The sequence below is a fragment of the Pseudomonas sp. AC242 genome, from assembly GCF_979258655.1.
Window position 1 is genome coordinate 5,377,180 of record NZ_OZ409873.1, and the last position, 17,391, is coordinate 5,394,570.

Annotated in this window: 20 protein-coding genes and 1 other RNA gene; 7 read left to right on the forward strand and 14 right to left on the reverse strand. The window is 60.1% G+C overall.

Features of this window, described 5'->3' with window-relative positions:
* Positions 1-51 precede the first annotated feature (51 nt).
* The 9 genes from gcvH to ACZZ0A_RS24225 all read right to left on the reverse strand — a co-directional run bounded on the left by gcvH (position 52) and on the right by ACZZ0A_RS24225 (position 9,563).
* A complete protein-coding gene (gene gcvH, locus ACZZ0A_RS24185; protein WP_007911216.1) occupies positions 52-435 on the reverse strand; it encodes a glycine cleavage system protein GcvH in 384 nt (127 codons plus the stop codon).
* A gap of 47 nt (positions 436-482) precedes the next feature.
* Positions 483-1,565: a glycine cleavage system aminomethyltransferase GcvT gene (gcvT, locus tag ACZZ0A_RS24190; protein WP_007911214.1), complete on the reverse strand. Its 1,083-nt coding sequence runs from the start codon at positions 1,563-1,565 to the stop codon at positions 483-485.
* A 155-nt stretch (positions 1,566-1,720) separates the two neighbouring features.
* Complete coding sequence (locus tag ACZZ0A_RS24195) at positions 1,721-3,337, reverse strand: ABC transporter permease (protein WP_414894584.1); 1,617 nt, start codon at positions 3,335-3,337, stop codon at positions 1,721-1,723.
* A gap of 245 nt (positions 3,338-3,582) precedes the next feature.
* A complete protein-coding gene (locus ACZZ0A_RS24200; protein WP_016772637.1) occupies positions 3,583-4,587 on the reverse strand; it encodes an extracellular solute-binding protein in 1,005 nt (334 codons plus the stop codon).
* A gap of 164 nt (positions 4,588-4,751) precedes the next feature.
* Positions 4,752-5,969 carry a 2-octaprenyl-3-methyl-6-methoxy-1,4-benzoquinol hydroxylase gene (locus tag ACZZ0A_RS24205; protein ID WP_162835966.1) on the reverse strand — a complete coding sequence of 406 codons (1,218 nt, stop codon included), beginning with the start codon at positions 5,967-5,969 and terminating at the stop codon, positions 4,752-4,754.
* Between the two features lie 9 nt (positions 5,970-5,978).
* Positions 5,979-6,464: a DUF4442 domain-containing protein gene (locus tag ACZZ0A_RS24210; protein ID WP_463543828.1), complete on the reverse strand. Its 486-nt coding sequence runs from the start codon at positions 6,462-6,464 to the stop codon at positions 5,979-5,981.
* A complete protein-coding gene (gene ubiH / locus ACZZ0A_RS24215; protein WP_095112840.1) occupies positions 6,457-7,644 on the reverse strand; it encodes a 2-octaprenyl-6-methoxyphenyl hydroxylase in 1,188 nt (395 codons plus the stop codon). Before ubiH ends, ACZZ0A_RS24210 begins: the two co-directional genes overlap by 8 nt.
* Positions 7,641-8,975 carry a Xaa-Pro aminopeptidase gene (gene pepP, locus ACZZ0A_RS24220; RefSeq protein WP_463543829.1) on the reverse strand — a complete coding sequence of 445 codons (1,335 nt, stop codon included), beginning with the start codon at positions 8,973-8,975 and terminating at the stop codon, positions 7,641-7,643. Before pepP ends, ubiH begins: the two co-directional genes overlap by 4 nt.
* Positions 8,976-9,002: 27 nt before the next feature.
* Positions 9,003-9,563, reverse strand: coding sequence for a YecA/YgfB family protein (locus ACZZ0A_RS24225; RefSeq protein WP_134176010.1), 561 nt, complete (start codon positions 9,561-9,563; stop codon positions 9,003-9,005).
* A gap of 130 nt (positions 9,564-9,693) precedes the next feature.
* Between ACZZ0A_RS24225 and ACZZ0A_RS24230 the strand changes: the two genes are divergently transcribed.
* The 4 genes from ACZZ0A_RS24230 (at position 9,694) to ACZZ0A_RS24245 (ending at position 11,113) form a co-directional block, all read left to right on the forward strand.
* The gene (locus tag ACZZ0A_RS24230) at positions 9,694-9,903 is read left to right on the forward strand and encodes a TIGR02449 family protein (protein ID WP_007911197.1); all 210 of its coding nucleotides are present in this window, start codon (positions 9,694-9,696) and stop codon (positions 9,901-9,903) included.
* Positions 9,900-10,217: a cell division protein ZapA gene (locus tag ACZZ0A_RS24235; protein WP_007911195.1), complete on the forward strand. Its 318-nt coding sequence runs from the start codon at positions 9,900-9,902 to the stop codon at positions 10,215-10,217. The genes ACZZ0A_RS24230 and ACZZ0A_RS24235 overlap by 4 nt, the downstream gene beginning before the upstream one ends.
* A 30-nt stretch (positions 10,218-10,247) precedes the next feature.
* Positions 10,248-10,426: non-coding RNA, 6S RNA (gene ssrS, locus ACZZ0A_RS24240), on the forward strand.
* An 81-nt stretch (positions 10,427-10,507) separates the two neighbouring features.
* Positions 10,508-11,113: a 5-formyltetrahydrofolate cyclo-ligase gene (locus tag ACZZ0A_RS24245; protein WP_007911194.1), complete on the forward strand. Its 606-nt coding sequence runs from the start codon at positions 10,508-10,510 to the stop codon at positions 11,111-11,113.
* Between the two features lie 36 nt (positions 11,114-11,149).
* Here the strand turns inward: ACZZ0A_RS24245 and ACZZ0A_RS24250 are convergent, their stop codons facing one another.
* The gene (locus ACZZ0A_RS24250) at positions 11,150-11,305 is read right to left on the reverse strand and encodes a hypothetical protein (protein WP_007911192.1); all 156 of its coding nucleotides are present in this window, start codon (positions 11,303-11,305) and stop codon (positions 11,150-11,152) included.
* Positions 11,306-11,503: 198 nt separating this feature from the next.
* Between ACZZ0A_RS24250 and ACZZ0A_RS24255 the strand changes: the two genes are divergently transcribed.
* Entirely contained in the window at positions 11,504-11,956 is a 453-nt protein-coding gene (locus tag ACZZ0A_RS24255; protein WP_007911191.1) for an EVE domain-containing protein, read from the forward strand.
* 139 nt (positions 11,957-12,095) lie between these two features.
* Here ACZZ0A_RS24255 and ACZZ0A_RS24260 read toward each other — a convergent pair whose 3' ends face one another.
* The gene (locus ACZZ0A_RS24260; protein WP_042705040.1) at positions 12,096-12,503 is read right to left on the reverse strand and encodes a flagellar basal body-associated protein FliL; all 408 of its coding nucleotides are present in this window, start codon (positions 12,501-12,503) and stop codon (positions 12,096-12,098) included.
* A 150-nt stretch (positions 12,504-12,653) separates the two neighbouring features.
* Between ACZZ0A_RS24260 and ACZZ0A_RS24265 the strand changes: the two genes are divergently transcribed.
* On the forward strand, positions 12,654-13,631 hold the full coding sequence (locus ACZZ0A_RS24265; protein ID WP_007911184.1) for an NADPH:quinone oxidoreductase family protein: 978 nt from the start codon (positions 12,654-12,656) through the stop codon (positions 13,629-13,631).
* A 54-nt stretch (positions 13,632-13,685) separates the two neighbouring features.
* Here ACZZ0A_RS24265 and ACZZ0A_RS24270 read toward each other — a convergent pair whose 3' ends face one another.
* The gene (locus ACZZ0A_RS24270; RefSeq protein ID WP_463543830.1) at positions 13,686-14,300 is read right to left on the reverse strand and encodes an energy transducer TonB; all 615 of its coding nucleotides are present in this window, start codon (positions 14,298-14,300) and stop codon (positions 13,686-13,688) included.
* A 188-nt stretch (positions 14,301-14,488) separates the two neighbouring features.
* Positions 14,489-15,106 carry a hypothetical protein gene (locus ACZZ0A_RS24275; RefSeq protein WP_007911180.1) on the reverse strand — a complete coding sequence of 206 codons (618 nt, stop codon included), beginning with the start codon at positions 15,104-15,106 and terminating at the stop codon, positions 14,489-14,491.
* 224 nt (positions 15,107-15,330) lie between these two features.
* Between ACZZ0A_RS24275 and glpT the strand changes: the two genes are divergently transcribed.
* Positions 15,331-16,680 (forward strand): glycerol-3-phosphate transporter, encoded by a 1,350-nt coding sequence (gene glpT / locus ACZZ0A_RS24280; protein ID WP_007911178.1) that lies wholly within the window; start codon positions 15,331-15,333, stop codon positions 16,678-16,680.
* Here glpT and ACZZ0A_RS24285 read toward each other — a convergent pair.
* The gene (locus ACZZ0A_RS24285) at positions 16,656-17,324 is read right to left on the reverse strand and encodes a gamma-glutamylcyclotransferase (RefSeq protein ID WP_007911177.1); all 669 of its coding nucleotides are present in this window, start codon (positions 17,322-17,324) and stop codon (positions 16,656-16,658) included. The two genes, glpT and ACZZ0A_RS24285, sit on opposite strands and share 25 nt — an antisense overlap.
* Positions 17,325-17,391 lie beyond the last annotated feature (67 nt).

Sequence of the window (17,391 nt, forward strand, 5' to 3'; positions counted from 1 at the left end):
ATCCTAAAAAAAAGCCCCGACAAGTCGGGGCTTTGGGGTGTTGCTTAACGCTTACTCGCCGATGGCAGCCTTGTACGCTGCAGCATCCAGCAGCTTGTCCAGCTCAGCCTTGTCGCTTGGCTTGAGCTTGAAGATCCACGCGCCATACGGGTCGGAGTTCAGCAGCTCGGGCGAGGCGCCCAGTTCTTCGTTGATTGCGATGACTTCACCGCTGACCGGCGAATAGATATCGGAAGCGGCTTTCACCGACTCGACCACACCGGATTGATCACCGGCAGCGAACACCTTGCCCACTTCGGTCAGTTCGACGAACACTACATCGCCCAGCGCTTCCTGCGCGTGATCGCTGATGCCCACAGTTACGGTGCCGTCGGCTTCCAGACGGGCCCATTCGTGACTTTCGGCAAAACGCAGTTCGGCAGGGATATCGCTCATCTTCGGTGTCCTCAAGAAATTGTCAGCGGGCTGCCCGCCGGAAAAGGTTAGATCAAAGTTTTGCCATGGCGTACGAAGGTCGGTTTGACCACTCGTACCGGGTACCACTTGCCACGGATTTCCACTTCGGCGCGGTCGGCGGTGGCCATCGGCACACGCGCCAGGGCAATCGATTTGCTTAGCGTAGGAGAGAAACTACCACTGGTGATCTCCCCTTCGCCAACATCAGCGATGCGAACCACTTGATGAGCGCGCAAAACACCGCGCTCTTCCAGCACCAGGCCGACCAGTTTGTGTGCAACACCGGCGGCTTTTTCCGCTTCCAGCGCGGCGCGGCCGATGAACTGGCGCGTAGTCGGTTCCCAGGCAATGCTCCAGGCCATGTTCGAGGCCAGCGGCGAAACGTCTTGATGAATGTCCTGACCGTAAAGGTTCATACCGGCTTCAACCCGCAGAGTGTCGCGGGCACCGAGGCCGATCGGGGAAATGCCGGCACCGACCAGATCGTTGAAGAACCCCGGCGCCTGACTGGCCGGCAGACAGATTTCCAGACCATCCTCACCGGTATAACCGGTCCGGGCGATAAACCAGTCGCCATCGGTATAGCCTTCGAAGGGTTTGAGGTGCTGGATCAGCGTGGCGCGCGACTGGGTCACCAGTTCGGCAATCTTGTGCCGAGCCTGCGGACCTTGAATGGCGAGCATCGCCAGTTCGGCGCGTTCGTGCAGTTGCACGTCGTAATCGCCGCGCTGCGCGTTCATCCAGGCCAGATCCTGATCGCGAGTGGAGGCATTGAACACCAGGCGATAACAGTCATCGAGACGATAGACGATCATGTCATCGACGATGCCGCCGCGCTCGTTGAGCATGGTGCTGTACAACGCACGGCCGGGGCGGTGCAGGCGGTCGACATCATTGGCCAGCAGATGCTGAAGCCAGGCCTTGGCCTGACTGCCGGTGACATCGATCACGGTCATGTGGGATACATCGAACACCCCGCAATCGCGGCGCACTTCGTGGTGCTCCTCGACCTGCGAGCCGTAATGCAGTGGCATGTCCCAACCGCCAAAATCGACCATCTTCGCGCCTAAGGCGAGATGCAGGTCATACAGAGGCGTACGCTGTCCCATGGGTTTCTCCTTCCGGGCGTGGCGAAGGTGCGGACAGCCGCTGCACGGGTGAAAGCCTTGAAATAGAAGGCTCTCAGCCGATTCCAGCGAACAGGTCTGTCAGACTAACCGCACCGAATGCCGCGCATTGTAGCCGCATGATTCAGGACTGACGACTAAGTGTTTCTGTGCGCAGAACGGCGAATCAGTCCGATGACCGGCAATAAGCCGACCAGAACCAGCGTCAACGCCGGCAATGACGCCCGTGCCCATTCGCCTTCGCTGGTCATTTCAAAGATCCGCACCGCCAGCGTGTCCCAGCCAAACGGGCGCATCAGCAGGGTCGCGGGCATTTCCTTGAGCACATCGACGAACACCAGCAACGCGGCGCTCAGCGTGCCGGGCAGCAACAGTGGCAGATACACTTTGAAAAACAGTCGCGGCCCACTGACACCGAGGCTACGTGCTGCTTCGGGCAAAGATGGCCGTATACGCGCCAAGCTGTTTTCCAGCGGGCCGTACGCGACAGCGATGAAGCGCACCAGATAGGCCATCAGCAGAGCGGCCAGACTGCCGAGCAGCAGCGGTTTGGCAGCGCCGCCGAACCAGCCTGACAGTGGGATCACCAGCTCACGGTCCAGATAACTGAACGCCAGCATGATCGACACCGCCAGCACCGAACCCGGCAAGGCGTAACCGAGGTTGGCCAGACCAACCCCGGAGTTGATCGCTGGCGTCGGCGCCAATCGCCGAGCGAACGCTAGCAGTAGGGCAACACTGACCGTAATCAGCGCCGCCATGCCGCCCAGATACAGGGTGTGCAGGATCAGCCCGGCGTAACGCTCATCCAGATCGAAACGTCCACGCTGCCAGAACCAGACGATCAGTTGCAGCATCGGGATGACAAAAGCGCAGGCGAAGACCAATCCGCACCAGCTCATCGCCGCGAGCGCCTTGAATCCACGCAGGTGGTACAGCGCCTTGACCCGTGGCCGCTCGTTGCTTGCCCGATTAGCCCCGCGCGCACGGCGTTCACCGTAGAGCACCAGCATCACCACCAGCAGCAACAGGCTGGCCAGTTGCGCCGCGCTCGACAGGCTGAAGAAGCCGTACCAGGTTTTGTAGATCGCCGTGGTGAAGGTGTCGAAGTTGAACACCGACACCGCGCCGAAATCCGCCAGGGTTTCCATCAGCGCCAGCGCCACACCCGCACCGATGGCTGGCCGCGCCATCGGCAATGCCACGCGCCAGAAGGCTTGCCACGGCGATTGCCCGAGCACCCGCGCCGCTTCCATCAAGCCCTTGCCCTGCGCGAGGAACGCGGTGCGCGCCAGCAGGTAAACATAGGGATAGAAGACCAGCACCAGCACGATGATCACCCCGCTGGTGGAGCGCACCCGTGGCAGGCGCAGGCCGGTGCCGAACCATTCGCGCAGCAAGGTCTGCACAGGGCCGGCGAAGTCGAGCAGGCCGACGAAAACGAAGGCCAACACATAGGCGGGAATGGCGAAAGGCAGCATCAGTGCCCAGTCGAGCCAGCGCCGCCCGGGGAATTCGCAGAGGCTGGTGAGCCAGGCGAGGCTGACACCGAGCAGCGTCACACCGACACCGACGCCGACGACCAGCGTCAGGGTGTTGCCCAGCAGGCGTGGCATCTGGGTTTGCCACAAGTGCGACCAGATCTGCTGATCGATGGTTTGCCAGGAGAGCAGCAGGACACTCAGGGGCAACAGCACCAGCGCAGCGATGGCGAAGACGATGGGGTACCAGCGGCGTTGGGCGGGGTGGGCCACTTTTGGGTCTCTGGGGGGATTGGGGTGTTCTTGGATTAGGTATTTCAGGTTGGGATTGTTGCCCTCACCCTAGCCCTCTCCCAAAGGGAGAGGGCTAGGGTGAGGTACTCATGCAAGCTACATCGAACTGAGATATTGAGTCGAACTCAAGTTTCGAAAACAACACAGATCGGCTCCCTCTCCCTTGGGAGAGGGCTGGGGTGAGGGGCTGCGATCTTGAAGCAGACAAGTCTATCGGAAAAGCCTCAATTCCAACCCGCCCGATCCATCATCCGGATCGCTTCAGCCTGACGCTTGCCCGCCACTTCCACCGGCAACGTATCGGCAATGAACTTGCCCCACGCCGCTACTTCTTCCGAAGGCGCCACCGCCGGGTTGGCCGGGAATTCCTGGTTCACATCAGCAAAAATCTTCTGCGCCTCAGGCGTGGTCATCCACTCAACCAAAGCCTTGGCCGCTTCCGGGTGCGGCGCATGTTTGGTCAAGCCAATGCCGGACAGGTTCACGTGCACACCACGATCGGCCTGGTTCGGCCAGAACAGTTTCACCGGCAACTCCGGTTTCTGCTTGTGCAGGCGGCCGTAGTAGTACGTGTTGACGATGCCGACGTCGCACTGCCCGGCGTTGATCGCTTCGAGCACCGCAACGTCATCGGAGAACACGTCGGTGGACAGGTTGTTGACCCAGCCCTTGAGGATCTTCTCGGTCTTCTCGGCGCCATGGACTTCGATCATGGTCGCGGTCAGCGACTGGTTGTAGACCTTCTTCGCCGTGCGCAGGCACAGGCGCCCTTCCCAGTTCTTGTCGGCCAGCGCTTCGTAGGTGGTCAGCTCGCCCGGCTTCACGCGTTCGGTGGAGTAGGCGATGGTCCGCGCGCGCAGGCTCAGGCCAGTCCAGGCGTGAGTGGACGAGCGATATTGCAGGGGAATATTGGCGTCGATGGTTTTCGAGGTGAACGGCTGCAAGATGCCCATCTGCTCGGCCTGCCAGAGGTTACCAGCGTCGACGGTGAGCAGCAGGTCGGCGGTGGCGTTTTCACCTTCGGCCTTGATGCGCTGCATCAGCGGCGCTTCCTTGTCAGTAATGAACTTGATCTTCACCCCGGTCTTGGCGGTGTAGGCATCGAAGACCGGTTTGATCAGTTCATCGATGCGCGACGAGTAAACCACCACCTCATCAGCGGCCTGGGCCGTGGTGCTGCCGATCAGGGTCAAGGCCAGTGCGGTCAGAAGACGCTTGGGTGCCAACATGGGAGTGGTCTCTCGGTCGGGAAATGTGGGCCAAATGATAAGGACTCACATTTACCACCTCAATCGAACTCTTTTTGAAGGAGTTACCAGATGTTGCATGATTGACCGCCACCCCTGTAGGAGTGAGCCTGCTCGCGATGAGGCCATCAGCAGCAACGAAAAGATCAAGGCTTTGCGAGCGCCGGAAGATCACCCGTCAACCCGAGGGCCTCCCGCACAAACAAAGCCTTCGCCTCCGGCATCTGCTCAACCAGCTTCAACCCGGCATTCCTTAACCAACGCACCGGCAACGGATCAGCCTGAAACAACCGCTCAAACCCTTCCATCGCCGCCATCAACGCCAGGTTATGCGGCATGCGCCGACGCTCGTAACGGCTCAACACCTTCACATCGGCCAAACGCTCACCGCGTTCCGCCGCCTGCAACAGCACTTCAGCGAGCACCGCCGCATCAAGGAAACCCAGATTCACACCCTGCCCCGCCAACGGGTGAATGGTGTGCGCCGCATCGCCGATCAACGCCAAGCCTTCAGCCACATAGCGTTTGGCGTGGCGCTGACGCAGCGGCACGCACAGTCGCGGGTCAGCACTGATTACCTCACCAAGACGCCCCTCAAAGGCGCGCTCCAGCTCACGGCAGAAATCCGCTTCATCCAGCGCCATCAAACGCTCGGCCTCGCTCGGCGTGGTCGACCAGACGATCGAACACCAATCCTGCTGCCCGTCACGTTCCAATGGCAAAAACGCCAACGGCCCGTGATCGGTAAAACGCTGCCACGCGGTCATCTGGTGTGGTTTGCTGCTGCGCACACTGGTGACGATGGCGTGGTGCAGATAATCCCACTCACGCGTCGCCACACCGGTCAGACGTCGCACTGCCGAATTGGCGCCGTCAGCGGCAATCACCAGCGGCGCGCGTAACTGTCGACCATCGGCCAGCGTCAGCAGCCAGTCATCGCCCGAGCGGCGCATCTGTTCCAGCCGCGCATTGGCCAGCATGCCCAGATCGCAATCGTGCAAACGGTCGAGCAAGGCATCCTGCACCACGCGGTTCTCGACGATATGACCGAGTACCTCGGCATGCACGCTGCTCGCCGAGAAATGAATCTGCCCGGTGCCGCTGCCGTCCCAGACGTGCATGTCGGTGTACGGGCTGCTGCGGCGTTTGGCGATGCCGTCCCACACGCCAAGGCGTTCGAGAATCCGCTGACTGGCGGCAGACAAGGCGCTCACGCGCGGTTCAAACGCCGCGTCGGCATCGAACGGTTTGACGCTCAACGGGCTGCCGTCGAGCAGCAGGACTTCCAGGCCGCTGTCCTGCAACGCCAGCGCCAAGGCACTGCCGACCATTCCGGCTCCGACAATCAGCAGATCTGCGCGCATTTCCATGCTTTAAGCCTGTCTCGCTTGCGGCTTGAGCCGCACGTAAAGGGTTTTACCGACCCGCGCCACCAGATTGCCGGCGCCGTCATGAATGTCGACCTGCAACTGCGGCAGGTACTTTTCGCCACTGGCGGTCTGCTGGCGAATCTCGGCGAGCAAGGTCTCGTCGATATTGAAGCGGGCGAACACCGGGCCTTTGCCCGGCGCAATGAAATCGATGTCGGCAGCCTTGTCCCAGACGATGTACTTCGATCCGAGGTTTTCCATGAGCATCAGCATGAAGAACGGATCGACCATCGAATACAGACTGCCGCCAAACTGCGTGCCGACGTAGTTGCGGTTGTACCAGCCCAGCCCCATCGACACCTGCACGTCGCGAAAATCATCGCTGATGTGCCGAACCCGAACACCGGCGCCTAGATATGGTGGGTAGAACGTCATGATCCAGCGCATCAACCGCGCCTTGCCGAACGAACGGATCAACCAGTTACGCATCCGGACGCGTTCCCAAACCCATGGCCTGACGCGCAAACCAGCGCTTGGCCGGCGGCAACAGATCGAGACCGAGCAAACCGATGTTGCGCCCCAGCGAAACCAGCGGCTGCGTGCTGCCAAACAGGCGCGTGACCTGATCGGAAAAACCGACGGTGAGGTCCTGATCGAGGCGCTGCCGCTCGCGATAAGCCTGCAACGTGGCGAAGTCGCCCAGCGGCTTTTCACTGGACAACAACGCGGCGGCCAAGGCATCGGCATCACGCAGCGAGAGGTTGAAACCCTGCCCGGCTATCGGGTGCAGGCTATGCGCAGCATTACCGAGCACGGCCAGATGCGAACGCACCTGCTCTTCGGCTTCGACCAGCATCAGCGGATACAAATGCCGTGCGCCAACCTGCTTCAAAGTTCCGAGGCGATAACCGAACACACCCTGCAATTCGCTGAGGAAATCGCGCTCGCTCAAATCGGCCAAGCGCTGCGCGTCCATGCCCAGACGCGTCCAGACCAGTGCGCAGCGGTTGTCCGGCAGCGGCAGCAGCGCCATCGGGCCTTCGTCGGTGAAACGCTCGAAGGCCATGCCGTTGTGCGCTTCGCTCGGGGTGATGTTGGCGATCAGCGCACTCTGGTTGTACGGACGCTTGCGCACGTTGATACCCAACTGCTCGCGCAGACCGGAGCGACCGCCATCGGCGAGCACTGCGAGGTCGCACTCAAGGGTGGTTTCATCGTTGAGGGTCAGGCGATAGCCGTCGGGCAGCGGTTCCATGCGCGTGACTTCCGCCGGGCAGCGCCAACTGATTACGTCTTTGTCGATGTGCTGCCACAGGCACTGGCCAAGCCAGGCGTTCTCCACCACGTAACCGAGCGCTGGCACGCCCTCTTCCATCGCCGACAAGCGCGCGGTAGAGAAACGGCCACGGTCGGACACGTGAATCTGTTTGATCGGCTCGGCGCGACGGGAGATTTCCTGCCACACGCCCAAGCGTTGATAAATCTGCCGGGAGCCGAAGGACAACGCCGACGAACGTGCGTCGTAGCTCGGCTGCCAGCTGTCGCCGGGAGCGAACGGCTCGATCAGCACGATCTTCCAGCCTCGCGCCTTGGCGCCGGCCTGTAAGGCCAACGCCAGACTGGCGCCGACCAGACCGCCACCGATGATTGCCAGATTGACTCGACTCATGCCGCGTGTGCCCTTGCTTGCGCCATCAGCGCTTCGATGTCGGCGACGGTTTTCGGCACGCCGCTGGTGAGGATTTCACAACCGGTTTTGGTCACCACCACGTCGTCCTCGATGCGCACGCCGATGCCGCGCCATTTCTTCGCAACGTTCTGATTGTCCGGAGCGATGTAGATGCCCGGTTCCACAGTCAGCGCCATGCCGACTTCCAGCACGCGCCATTCGCCGCCGACCTTGTACTCGCCGACGTCGTGTACATCCATGCCCAGCCAGTGACCGGCGCGGTGCATATAGAAAGCTTTGTAGGCTTCACTGGCGATCAATTCATCGACCTCGCCTTGCAGCAATCCGAGCTTCACCAGCCCCGTGGTAATCACTCGAACCGTGGCTTCGTGCGCCTGATTCCAGTGCTTGTTCGGGGCGATTTCAGCGAACGCGGCTTCCTGCGAGGCCAGTACCAATTCGTAGATCGCTTTCTGCTCGGGCGAAAACTTGCCGTTGACCGGCCAAGTGCGGGTGATGTCGCTGGCGTAGCAATCGATCTCGCAGCCAGCGTCGATCAACACCAGATCGCCGTCCTTGAGCACTGCGTCATTCTGCTGGTAATGCAGGATGCAGCTGTTGCGCCCGGCGGCGACGATGGAACCGTACGCGGGCATTTTCGCCCCGCCCTTGCGGAATTCGTAGTCGAGTTCGGCTTCGAGGCTGTACTCGTGGAGCCCGGCCCGACTGGCTTGCATCGCGCGGATGTGGGCTTGCGCCGAGATCCGTGCGGCTTCGCGCATCACCTTCACTTCCGCCGCCGATTTATACAGGCGCATGTCGTGCAGCAGATGATCCAGGGCAACGAATTCGTTCGGCGGCTGGGCGCCAAGATGCGCCTTGGAGCGGATGACGTTGATCCAGTCCATCAAGTGGCGATCGAATTCGGGGTTGCTGCCCATCGCCGAATACACCCGGTCGCGGCCTTCGATCAGGCCCGGGAGGATGTCGTCGATGTCGGTGATCGGGAAAGCGTCGTCGGCGCCGAAGTCGCGGATCGCGCCCTCCTGGCCTGCGCGCAAGCCGTCCCACAATTCGCGTTCGGCGTTGCGCTCACGGCAGAACAGCACGTATTCGCCGTGCTCGCGGCCGGGCATCAAAACGATGACGGCTTGCGGCTCGGGAAACCCGCTGAGGTACTGGAAGTCACTGTCCTGGCGGTAGACGTGCTCGACGTCGCGGTTGCGAATGGCCACCGCGGCAGCGGGCAAAATCGCAATGCTGTTGGGTTCCATCTGCGCCATCAGGGCCTTGCGGCGACGGCTGTATTCCGCTTTCGGGATATGGGTCATGGGCAGATGGCTTTCCCTGGCACGCGATTAATGCAGCGACGGCTTGGCGGCTGGCGGCACGTCGGCTTTCTTGGTTTCCGAGAACAGCAGCAGCGGCGCGACGCGCAGGTACTCCATGACTTCCATGTAGTCGGTCTCGCCGTCTTCGGATTCTTCGAGGGCGTCTTGCACCTGAGAAATGGCGGCCAGATCCTGCAGCACTTCGGTGGCTTCCGTGCTGAGCATGCTGCTGTCGCGGCAGTTCAGGCCGAAACCGCTGAGGAAGCCCTGGCACCATTCGCCCAGTGCAGCGGCGCGGTCGGCCAGTGGCGCATCATCGGTCGGCAGCAGCAGGACGACAGTGACGTCGTCGCCGGTCAGTTCACCTTTGACCATCTCTTGCAGGCCGATCAAGGCGTTACGGACGTTGTCCTGGATATCGCCTTCGAGCAGTTCGGCGGCGTCGATCAACCAGCCTTCGTTATCGAAGCCGGCACCGGCGCAGCTGCGTCCGAGCAGCACGCCGTGCAGTTCGGCAGGCGAGACGTTGTGGCCGCTGGCAGTCAGCAGGGTGGCAAAGGCTTGGTACGGGGAATTCGCAATGGTCATGGGCAGCTAGGCGCCAGACGGCGCTATGTCTAGAATGAAGGCCTTGTATCCTACATCGACAGACTCGCCAAGACTATTAAAGGCTGTCCGCCAGCTATCCCATCAGACAGACTCCGACCCAGTGGACACAATGGAAGACACCGACCTGCAAGCGCTGATGGCCAGACTCGAACTGCTGATTGGCCGAGTCGAGCAACTTAAGAGCCAAAACGCACTCTTACTAGCTCAGGAAAAGACCTGGCGCGAGGAACGCGCTCACCTCATTGAAAAAAACGAAATCGCCCGGCGTAAGGTCGAATCGATGATTTCGCGCCTCAAGGCCCTGGAGCAAGACTCATGAGTTCAAGCAATAGCGTCACCGTGCAGATCCTCGATAAAGAGTATTCGATCATCTGTCCGCAGGAAGAACGCAGCAATCTGGTCAGCGCCGCGCGCTACCTGGATGGCAAGATGCGCGAAATCCGCAGCAGCGGCAAAGTCATCGGTGCCGACCGTATCGCGGTAATGGCCGCACTGAACATCACCCATGACCTCTTGCACAAAGAAGAGCGCCCGGATATCCAGGCCAGCGGTTCGACCCGTGAACAGGTGCGCGACTTGCTTGATCGTGTCGATCTGGTGCTCGCCGACGATCAGACCACCACCAAGGGCTGATTCGACTGGCCGCATGCGGTATACTCGCGGCACTCCCTGGGGTGCTTGCCAGTTGACGATGTCCCTGAGCCGATTCGCACTACCCTGGAAGTTGCACGTTGGGCTGGTGTGCATGTCCGCTAGACGGAAAGCCTTAAAGTCTACTGCATCTTCCACCTTGAACTTTCGGGTTCAAGGGCTAAGTTGACAGCGGTTCATCCGGGGAGCCTGATTCGAATCCGATGTCGGTGAAAACCGCCATCGGATTTTTTATGCGTACGTTTTTGCACCCATCCTGCCGAAGCCGAACCATGACCGAACCCGCGCTGCTGCCCCGCCCGCAACTCCGCCGCCTGCTGCGCAAGGCGCGCCGTTCGCTGAGCAAAAGCGAACAACGCCAGGCTGCCAAGGGCCTGTACCGGCAATTGGCGCAAGACCCGCACTTTCGCCGGGCCAGACACATCTCTTTGTATTTGCCCACCGACGGTGAAATCGATCCGCGCCTGCTGCTGCGTGAAGCCCAGCGTCGGGGCAAAGCGACCTACCTGCCGGTGCTCAGCGCCTGGCCGCGGACCAAGATGGTTTTCCAGCGCATTCGTCCCGGGGAAAAACTCAAACCCAATCGCTTCCGCATTCTCGAGCCACGGGCCAATCTGGCACAGCAACGCAAGGTCTGGGCGCTGGATCTGGTGTTGTTGCCGTTGGTAGGGTTTGACGATGTCGGCGGGCGACTGGGCATGGGCGGCGGTTTCTATGATCGCAGCCTGGCGTATCTGGCTCGACGCAAAAGCTGGCGCAAGCCGACGTTGCTGGGGCTGGCCCATGAATGTCAGAAGGTCGAGAGGTTGGCGCAGGCGAGTTGGGATGTACCGTTACAGGGCACAGTCAGCGACAAGGCGTGGTATTTCGCAGGATAGGACGCCGCGCAGATCAGCGGCGTCGAAAAAGCCGTTTCAGCGCTTGAAGGCTGTCGACTGTTGAACCTGTTGCGCAACTTCGATCGGCGCATCGGCCTTATTGGCCCACAGGCTCTGCGCGTAACCGGTGGTCACGACGCCCAGGCCGAACAAAATTACCAAAGTCCATAGTAAATCCGGTTTGCGTTTCATCGATTGCCCCCCTCAAGGCACATCATCACGATGACAGCAGCGGTTTCCGTTTGTAGGCCGTGCAGCAGCGTCAAGCTTTAAAGGCCGGCATTTTGCGACAACGTGAACCTGCGCGCAAACGCTGACGTCAACCGACTGTCGGTTTGTCATAAAATTGCCCGACAACCTGCCCAATGACCGTTTCAGGAGCACAAAACCATGGCCTATTGGCTGATGAAGTCCGAGCCCGACGAACTCTCGATCAAAGGTCTGGAAAAACTCGGCAAAGCGCGCTGGGACGGGGTTCGCAACTATCAGGCGCGCAACTTCCTGCGTGCGATGGCGGTGGGCGATGAGTTCTTTTTTTACCATTCCAGTTGCCCGGAGCCGGGAATTGCCGGAATCGGCAAAATAATCGCAGCGGCGTACCCGGATCCCACCGCACTGGAGCCGGAAAGTCATTACTTCGACCCGAAGGCTACAGCGGAGAAAAATGCCTGGAGCGCGATTGACGTTGAACACGTCGAGACGTTTGCGCGGGTGTTGAAGCTGGATTATTTGAAGCAGCAGACCGCGTTGGCCGAGATGCCGTTGGTGCAGAAGGGTTCGCGGTTGTCGGTGATGCCGGTGACGGCTGAGCAGTGGGCGGCGGTGATCACCCTCAAACCCTGATTTATTTGGCGCCTGCCATAATGCAATCGCTGGCAAGCCAGCTCCCACAGGATTTGCGATGGAACACAATATTGTGATCGCCGCAGAACCTTGTGGGAGCTGGCTGCCAGCGATGAGGCCGGCCCGGACAACAGAAGATTTATTGAATGATCAGGTTGTTGAACAACAGATCTTCAACCACCGGCTTGCCGGTCTCGTCATTCATCACTTGCTGGGTCTGCTTCAACGCTTCCTGACGCAGCTTTTCCTTGCCTTCGATGCTGGCCATCGCATCAGAGGTCTGCTGAGTGAACAGCGCCACCAGTTGATTACGGATCAGCGGCTCGTTGGCCTTGACCAGTTTGGTCGCTTCTTCACCAGTCACGCGCAATGCCACATCGGCCTTGTAGACCTTGAGCTTCGGCGTGCCGTCCAGCCCGTAGTTGCCCACAAATGGCGGGCTCAGGGTGATGTAGTTGACCTTCGGCGCCTCGCCTTCTTTGGCTTCTTCGGCCAGCGCTGCCACAGGCAGAGACAGGGCCAGCAACAACATGATCCACGCTTTCACAATTCGCTCCTTATCCGGTTTGCGGCCTAGCATAACGACCCGCCGCGCAAGCACAAGCTTATGGCTGACTATCAGGGCCGGGCATGCTCGTTGACCCGTTGACTGACACACCTACACTTATCGGCCATCACTCCCAAAGGAATAGCCCTGATGAAAGCCGTGCTGTGCAAAGCCTTCGGCCCTGCCGAATCGCTGGTGCTGGAAGACGTCGCCAGTCCCGCCCTGAAGAAGAACGAAATCCTGCTGGACGTGCACGCCGCCGGGGTCAACTTCCCGGACACGCTGATCATCGAGGGCAAATACCAGTTCAAGCCGCCCTTCCCGTTCTCGCCGGGCGGAGAAGCCGCAGGCGTGGTCCGCGAAGTCGGGGAAAAGGTCAGCCACCTCAAGGTTGGTGACCGGGTCATGGCGCTGACCGGTTGGGGCAGCTTCGCCGAACAGGTCGCGGTACCGGGCTATAACGTGCTGCCGATCCCGCCGTCGATGGACTTCAATATCGCTGCCGCCTTCAGCATGACCTACGGCACCTCGATGCACGCGCTCAAGCAACGCGCCAACCTGCAACCGGGCGAAACCCTGCTGGTGCTCGGCGCTTCCGGCGGTGTCGGCCTGGCGGCTGTGGAAATCGGCAAAGCCATGGGCGCCCGCGTGATTGCTGCCGCCAGCAGCGCCGAGAAACTCGCGGTGGCCAAGGCTGCGGGCGCCGATGAGCTGATCAACTACAGCGAAACCAGCCTCAAGGACGAAATCAAACGCCTCACCGACGGCCAGGGCGCCGATGTGATTTACGACCCGGTCGGCGGCGACCTGTTCGACCAGGCCATCCGCGCCATCGCCTGGAATGGCCGCCTGCTGGTGGTCGGCTTCGCCAGCGGGCGCATTCCGGAGTTGCCAGTCAATCTCGCCCTGCTCAAAGGCGCGGCGGTACTCGGCGTGTTCTGGGGCTCCTTCGCCCAGCGCCAGCCGCAAGACAATGCGGCGAACTTCCAGCAATTGTTCGGTTGGTTTGCCGAGGGCAAGTTGAAACCGCTGGTGTCGCAGGTCTATCCGCTGAGCAATGCCGCACAGGCGATCAATGACCTTGGCCAGCGCAAGGCTGTAGGCAAGGTTGTGGTGCAGGTTCGCTGAGTGACCTTTCGATAAAGGCCAGAATGTCCGGTTCGGTTGTACTGGCCTTTGCTATCAAAGCAACTCACGAATATCCGCCGGCAACAGGCTCATGAATTTGCGCGCAGGGCTCTCTCGACAAGCCCTGACAATCTTTTCAACCTGCCGATTCATCCTGGCAATCATCGCCAGACGCTGTGCCTCCGGTAGCTGAGTTTTATGGAAGACGTTCGATAGATAGGCGCGGGTTTGTGCGAACACCATCGAATCGATCCATGAGTACTCTGCAATGTTGGCGAGGTTGTCGTTAACTGCACGGCATCGCAAGGCTTTCAGTTGCTGGTTGACGTGAATGGATTGATCCAGATCGAGCCGAAAGACTATCGGCGCGACGACTTCCTGCTTTTCGGGTTTGTCCTCCTCTACAGCCCAAGGCTTGAAACGCCACTGCACCAGCGCAACTCTGACCGCTTCAGCCAGATCGGGGTGGTCGCTTTTCAGAATGCTGATTTCGCTGACCGAGCCATCCGCCCTGACGATGAAACGAGCCTTAACCTCTCCCGTAATCCCGGCCCTGGACAATGCCAGTGGATAAATTGGTCGGGGGTTGTCTTCGGGAATCAACAGCGCTCCTGCCGCTTGCACGACACCGCCGACCAGCAACAAAAGCAACGCCACAATCCACCGCATGATCCGCCCCCTGAGCACCCGAATGCCGATCCCGGCAACAGCACAAAGGTTACGGAGCTATGACGTTTAACTGAATGGCGCAACTTCTGCTTTGGACGCAGGACGTTTCCCAAGACACGACAGTAAATCGGGCGAACGCACCACGCGAATGCTCAAAGGTAACTTTTCTGACGGACCCTATTACCGTTTCAGCCTGCAATATCGCCTGGCATCAGATGTTCCTGAACCTTCTCGCTACGCGACTTGATCAACTGCCCCTTGTCATCGAAACGCAAAACAATCAGCCAGTCATAAACATCCACCGGCCATTTCGGCTGACCGATCAGTGCCGGGCCGTCTCCGCCGAACGCCGCAATCAGTTTGTTGATGTGGCTGTGGTGCCAGGCGATCAGCACGGTTTTCGCCTGATTATTCTTGCGCAGCGAGCTGACCAGTTTGTCGACGTCGTTATTGGCGTAGGGCTGCTCGATCGGCAGTTGCAGGCGCTGGGACAGTGCAATCAGCGTCTGTCGCGGGCGGATGCTTTCCGGGCTGTCGGCGGTAGCGATCAGACGTTGGGGTGTGAGTGTCTGGTCGTCCAACTGCAACGAGGTGAAATAGTCCGCGTAAGCCGCGGCGCGCTGTTCGCCCCGGGCATTGAGTTCTCGGCCGACATCAGGCTTTTCTGCATGACGGATGATCAATACGGTGACATTGCGCAGGCCTGGTGCTGCAGAACCTTGGGCGAAGCTCAGTGCCAACACTGAAACAGTCACCGCTGCGACCATCAACAGTCTGGGCAATAGCCTGCGAACTTTCCGGGTCATCGCTTATCTCGAGATATCAGTCGATCTGTAGATCGCGAGTCTAAGTCACAACGTCCCGAGCGCGACAAAAACGCCCTGTTCTTACAGCTGAGCGACAGGTTCGTAAAGGAACATGCGACTTCCAACATTTTCCGCTATTTGCTCGATGCGAACCGGTGCTATTTTCGGTAACGAAACTGTAACATTCGCATCCGCAGTCAAAACAAGAAATCTGGAGCTCTTGAATGTTTGCTTTCTTTCGTCCTGCCGCACATCAGGCTCCATTGCCTGAAGAAAAAATAGACAGCACCTACCGACGCCTGCGCTGGCAGATCTTCGCCGGTATTTTCTTTGGCTACGCGGGTTACTACCTGCTGCGCAAAAACTTTTCCCTGGCCATGCCGTACCTGATCGACGAAGGCTACAGCCGCGGCGACCTGGGTCTGGCGATGTCGGCAATCGCCATCGCTTATGGTTTGTCGAAATTCCTCATGGGCCTGGTGTCCGACCGTTCCAACCCGCGCTACTTCCTGCCGTTCGGCCTGCTGGTCTCGGCCGGGGTAATGTTCATTTTCGGTTTCGCGCCTTGGGCAACGTCCAGCGTGACCATGATGTTCATTCTGCTGTTCATCAACGGCTGGGCCCAGGGCATGGGCTGGCCGCCAAGTGGCCGGACCATGGTGCACTGGTGGTCGCAGAAGGAGCGTGGCGGCGTGGTGTCCGTGTGGAACGTGGCGCATAACGTCGGCGGCGGCCTGATCGGCCCGCTGTTCCTGCTCGGCATGGGCTTGTTCAACGACTGGCATGCAGCGTTCTACGTACCGGCAGCGGTAGCGCTGGGCGTCGCGGTGTTCGCGTTCATCACCATGCGTGACACCCCGCAATCGGTTGGCCTGCCGCCGATCGAGAAGTACAAGAACGATTACCCGGAAGGCTACGACGCCAGCCACGAAGACGAATTCAGCGCGAAAGAGATCTTCGTCAAATACGTGCTGCGCAACAAAATGCTCTGGTACATCGCCATGGCCAACGTCTTCGTCTATCTACTGCGCTACGGCGTACTGGACTGGGCACCGACGTACCTGAAGGAAGCCAAGGGTTTCACCGTCGATAAAACCTCGTGGGCCTATTTCTTCTACGAATGGGCGGGTATCCCGGGCACGCTGCTGTGCGGCTGGATGTCGGACAAGATCTTCCGTGGCAACCGTGGCTTGACCGGCATGGTGTTCATGGCACTGGTGACCGTGGCAACGCTGGTCTATTGGCTGAACCCGGCCGGCAACCCGACCGTCGACATGATCGCGCTGTTCTCGATCGGCTTCCTGATCTACGGACCGGTGATGCTGATCGGCCTGCAAGCGCTGGAGCTGGCACCGAAGAAAGCCGCTGGCACCGCTGCGGGTTTCACTGGCCTGTTCGGTTATCTGGGTGGCTCGGTCGCGGCCAGTGCGGCGATGGGCTACACCGTGGACCATTTCGGCTGGGACGGTGGTTTTGTCCTGCTGGTGGGCGCTTGCCTGCTGTCGATGGCCTTCCTGGCCCCGACGCTGTGGCACAAGCAAGTCGCCAGTCAGAGCCGTGAAGCGGTCGCTTGATCGGCCTGTGACTGACAGCGCTTGAGCCGCGCCTCCAGATTGCGATCTGGCATGGCGTGGCTGCGCAGGGCGTGCGCGGTCTGCTCGACATAATCGCGAGTAGTGCCGTAACGCCCGCTGGCGCTTTCGAACACCTGGCTCAGCACGTGATCCGGCAAGTTGCCGGCATAGCTGGGCAGGTGTCGCTCCAACACAAATCCCAAGGCCTGAACCTGACTGCCATCTTCAAGACGGCAGTTGAGCCAGTGTGGCCGATAGGACGGCACCGGCATCTCGCGTTTCCACAGCGCATAGAGTGCGGTATCGAGATTGTCTTCCGGCAAGCGGTAGGCAAAGCCACTGCACGAACCGCCACGATCCAGACCAAACACCAGACCAGGCATTTCCGGCGTACCGCGGTGCTCGTGCGACCACAGGTACAGGCCGCGATGGTAGCCATGCACACGTCCGCGCACCCGCTCCACCGCCGAACACTCCGGCCGCCAGATCAGCGAACCATAGGCGAACAGCCACACCGGCCCGCCCTTGTGGCGCGCCATGGTCGATTGCATGGAAGCGAGAAGTTGTTCGTGCGTCAGCTGCGGCCCAAGATCGAGCCGCGGAGGGTAATTCAAATTCAGAAAAGCGTTTTCAATGGCGCTCATGGCGAATAGCGTTCAGCTCCCCGCGGGTGAAGAATTACTTAATAGAACGCACCGCTGTAACAATAAG

What these genes read in the sequence shown, in the direction of transcription:
- pepP (WP_463543829.1), bottom strand. Translation starts at nt 8,975, where the DNA reads ATGACCCATATCCCGAAAGCGGAATACAGCCGTCGCCGCAAGGCCCTG.
- ACZZ0A_RS24275 (WP_007911180.1), bottom strand. Translation starts at nt 15,106, where the DNA reads ATGACCCGGAAAGTTCGCAGGCTATTGCCCAGACTGTTGATGGTCGCA.
- ACZZ0A_RS24255 (WP_007911191.1), top strand. Translation starts at nt 11,504, where the DNA reads ATGGCCTATTGGCTGATGAAGTCCGAGCCCGACGAACTCTCGATCAAA.
- gcvT (WP_007911214.1), bottom strand. Translation starts at nt 1,565, where the DNA reads ATGGGACAGCGTACGCCTCTGTATGACCTGCATCTCGCCTTAGGCGCG.
- ACZZ0A_RS24225 (WP_134176010.1), bottom strand. Translation starts at nt 9,563, where the DNA reads ATGACCATTGCGAATTCCCCGTACCAAGCCTTTGCCACCCTGCTGACT.
- gcvH (WP_007911216.1), bottom strand. Translation starts at nt 435, where the DNA reads ATGAGCGATATCCCTGCCGAACTGCGTTTTGCCGAAAGTCACGAATGG.
- ACZZ0A_RS24250 (WP_007911192.1), bottom strand. Translation starts at nt 11,305, where the DNA reads ATGAAACGCAAACCGGATTTACTATGGACTTTGGTAATTTTGTTCGGC.
- ACZZ0A_RS24235 (WP_007911195.1), top strand. Translation starts at nt 9,900, where the DNA reads ATGAGTTCAAGCAATAGCGTCACCGTGCAGATCCTCGATAAAGAGTAT.
- ACZZ0A_RS24285 (WP_007911177.1), bottom strand. Translation starts at nt 17,324, where the DNA reads ATGAGCGCCATTGAAAACGCTTTTCTGAATTTGAATTACCCTCCGCGG.
- ubiH (WP_095112840.1), bottom strand. Translation starts at nt 7,644, where the DNA reads ATGAGTCGAGTCAATCTGGCAATCATCGGTGGCGGTCTGGTCGGCGCC.
- ACZZ0A_RS24205 (WP_162835966.1), bottom strand. Translation starts at nt 5,969, where the DNA reads ATGCGCGCAGATCTGCTGATTGTCGGAGCCGGAATGGTCGGCAGTGCC.
- ACZZ0A_RS24265 (WP_007911184.1), top strand. Translation starts at nt 12,654, where the DNA reads ATGAAAGCCGTGCTGTGCAAAGCCTTCGGCCCTGCCGAATCGCTGGTG.
- ACZZ0A_RS24210 (WP_463543828.1), bottom strand. Translation starts at nt 6,464, where the DNA reads ATGCGTAACTGGTTGATCCGTTCGTTCGGCAAGGCGCGGTTGATGCGC.
- ACZZ0A_RS24245 (WP_007911194.1), top strand. Translation starts at nt 10,508, where the DNA reads ATGACCGAACCCGCGCTGCTGCCCCGCCCGCAACTCCGCCGCCTGCTG.
- ACZZ0A_RS24230 (WP_007911197.1), top strand. Translation starts at nt 9,694, where the DNA reads ATGGAAGACACCGACCTGCAAGCGCTGATGGCCAGACTCGAACTGCTG.
- ACZZ0A_RS24200 (WP_016772637.1), bottom strand. Translation starts at nt 4,587, where the DNA reads ATGTTGGCACCCAAGCGTCTTCTGACCGCACTGGCCTTGACCCTGATC.
- glpT (WP_007911178.1), top strand. Translation starts at nt 15,331, where the DNA reads ATGTTTGCTTTCTTTCGTCCTGCCGCACATCAGGCTCCATTGCCTGAA.
- ACZZ0A_RS24270 (WP_463543830.1), bottom strand. Translation starts at nt 14,300, where the DNA reads ATGCGGTGGATTGTGGCGTTGCTTTTGTTGCTGGTCGGCGGTGTCGTG.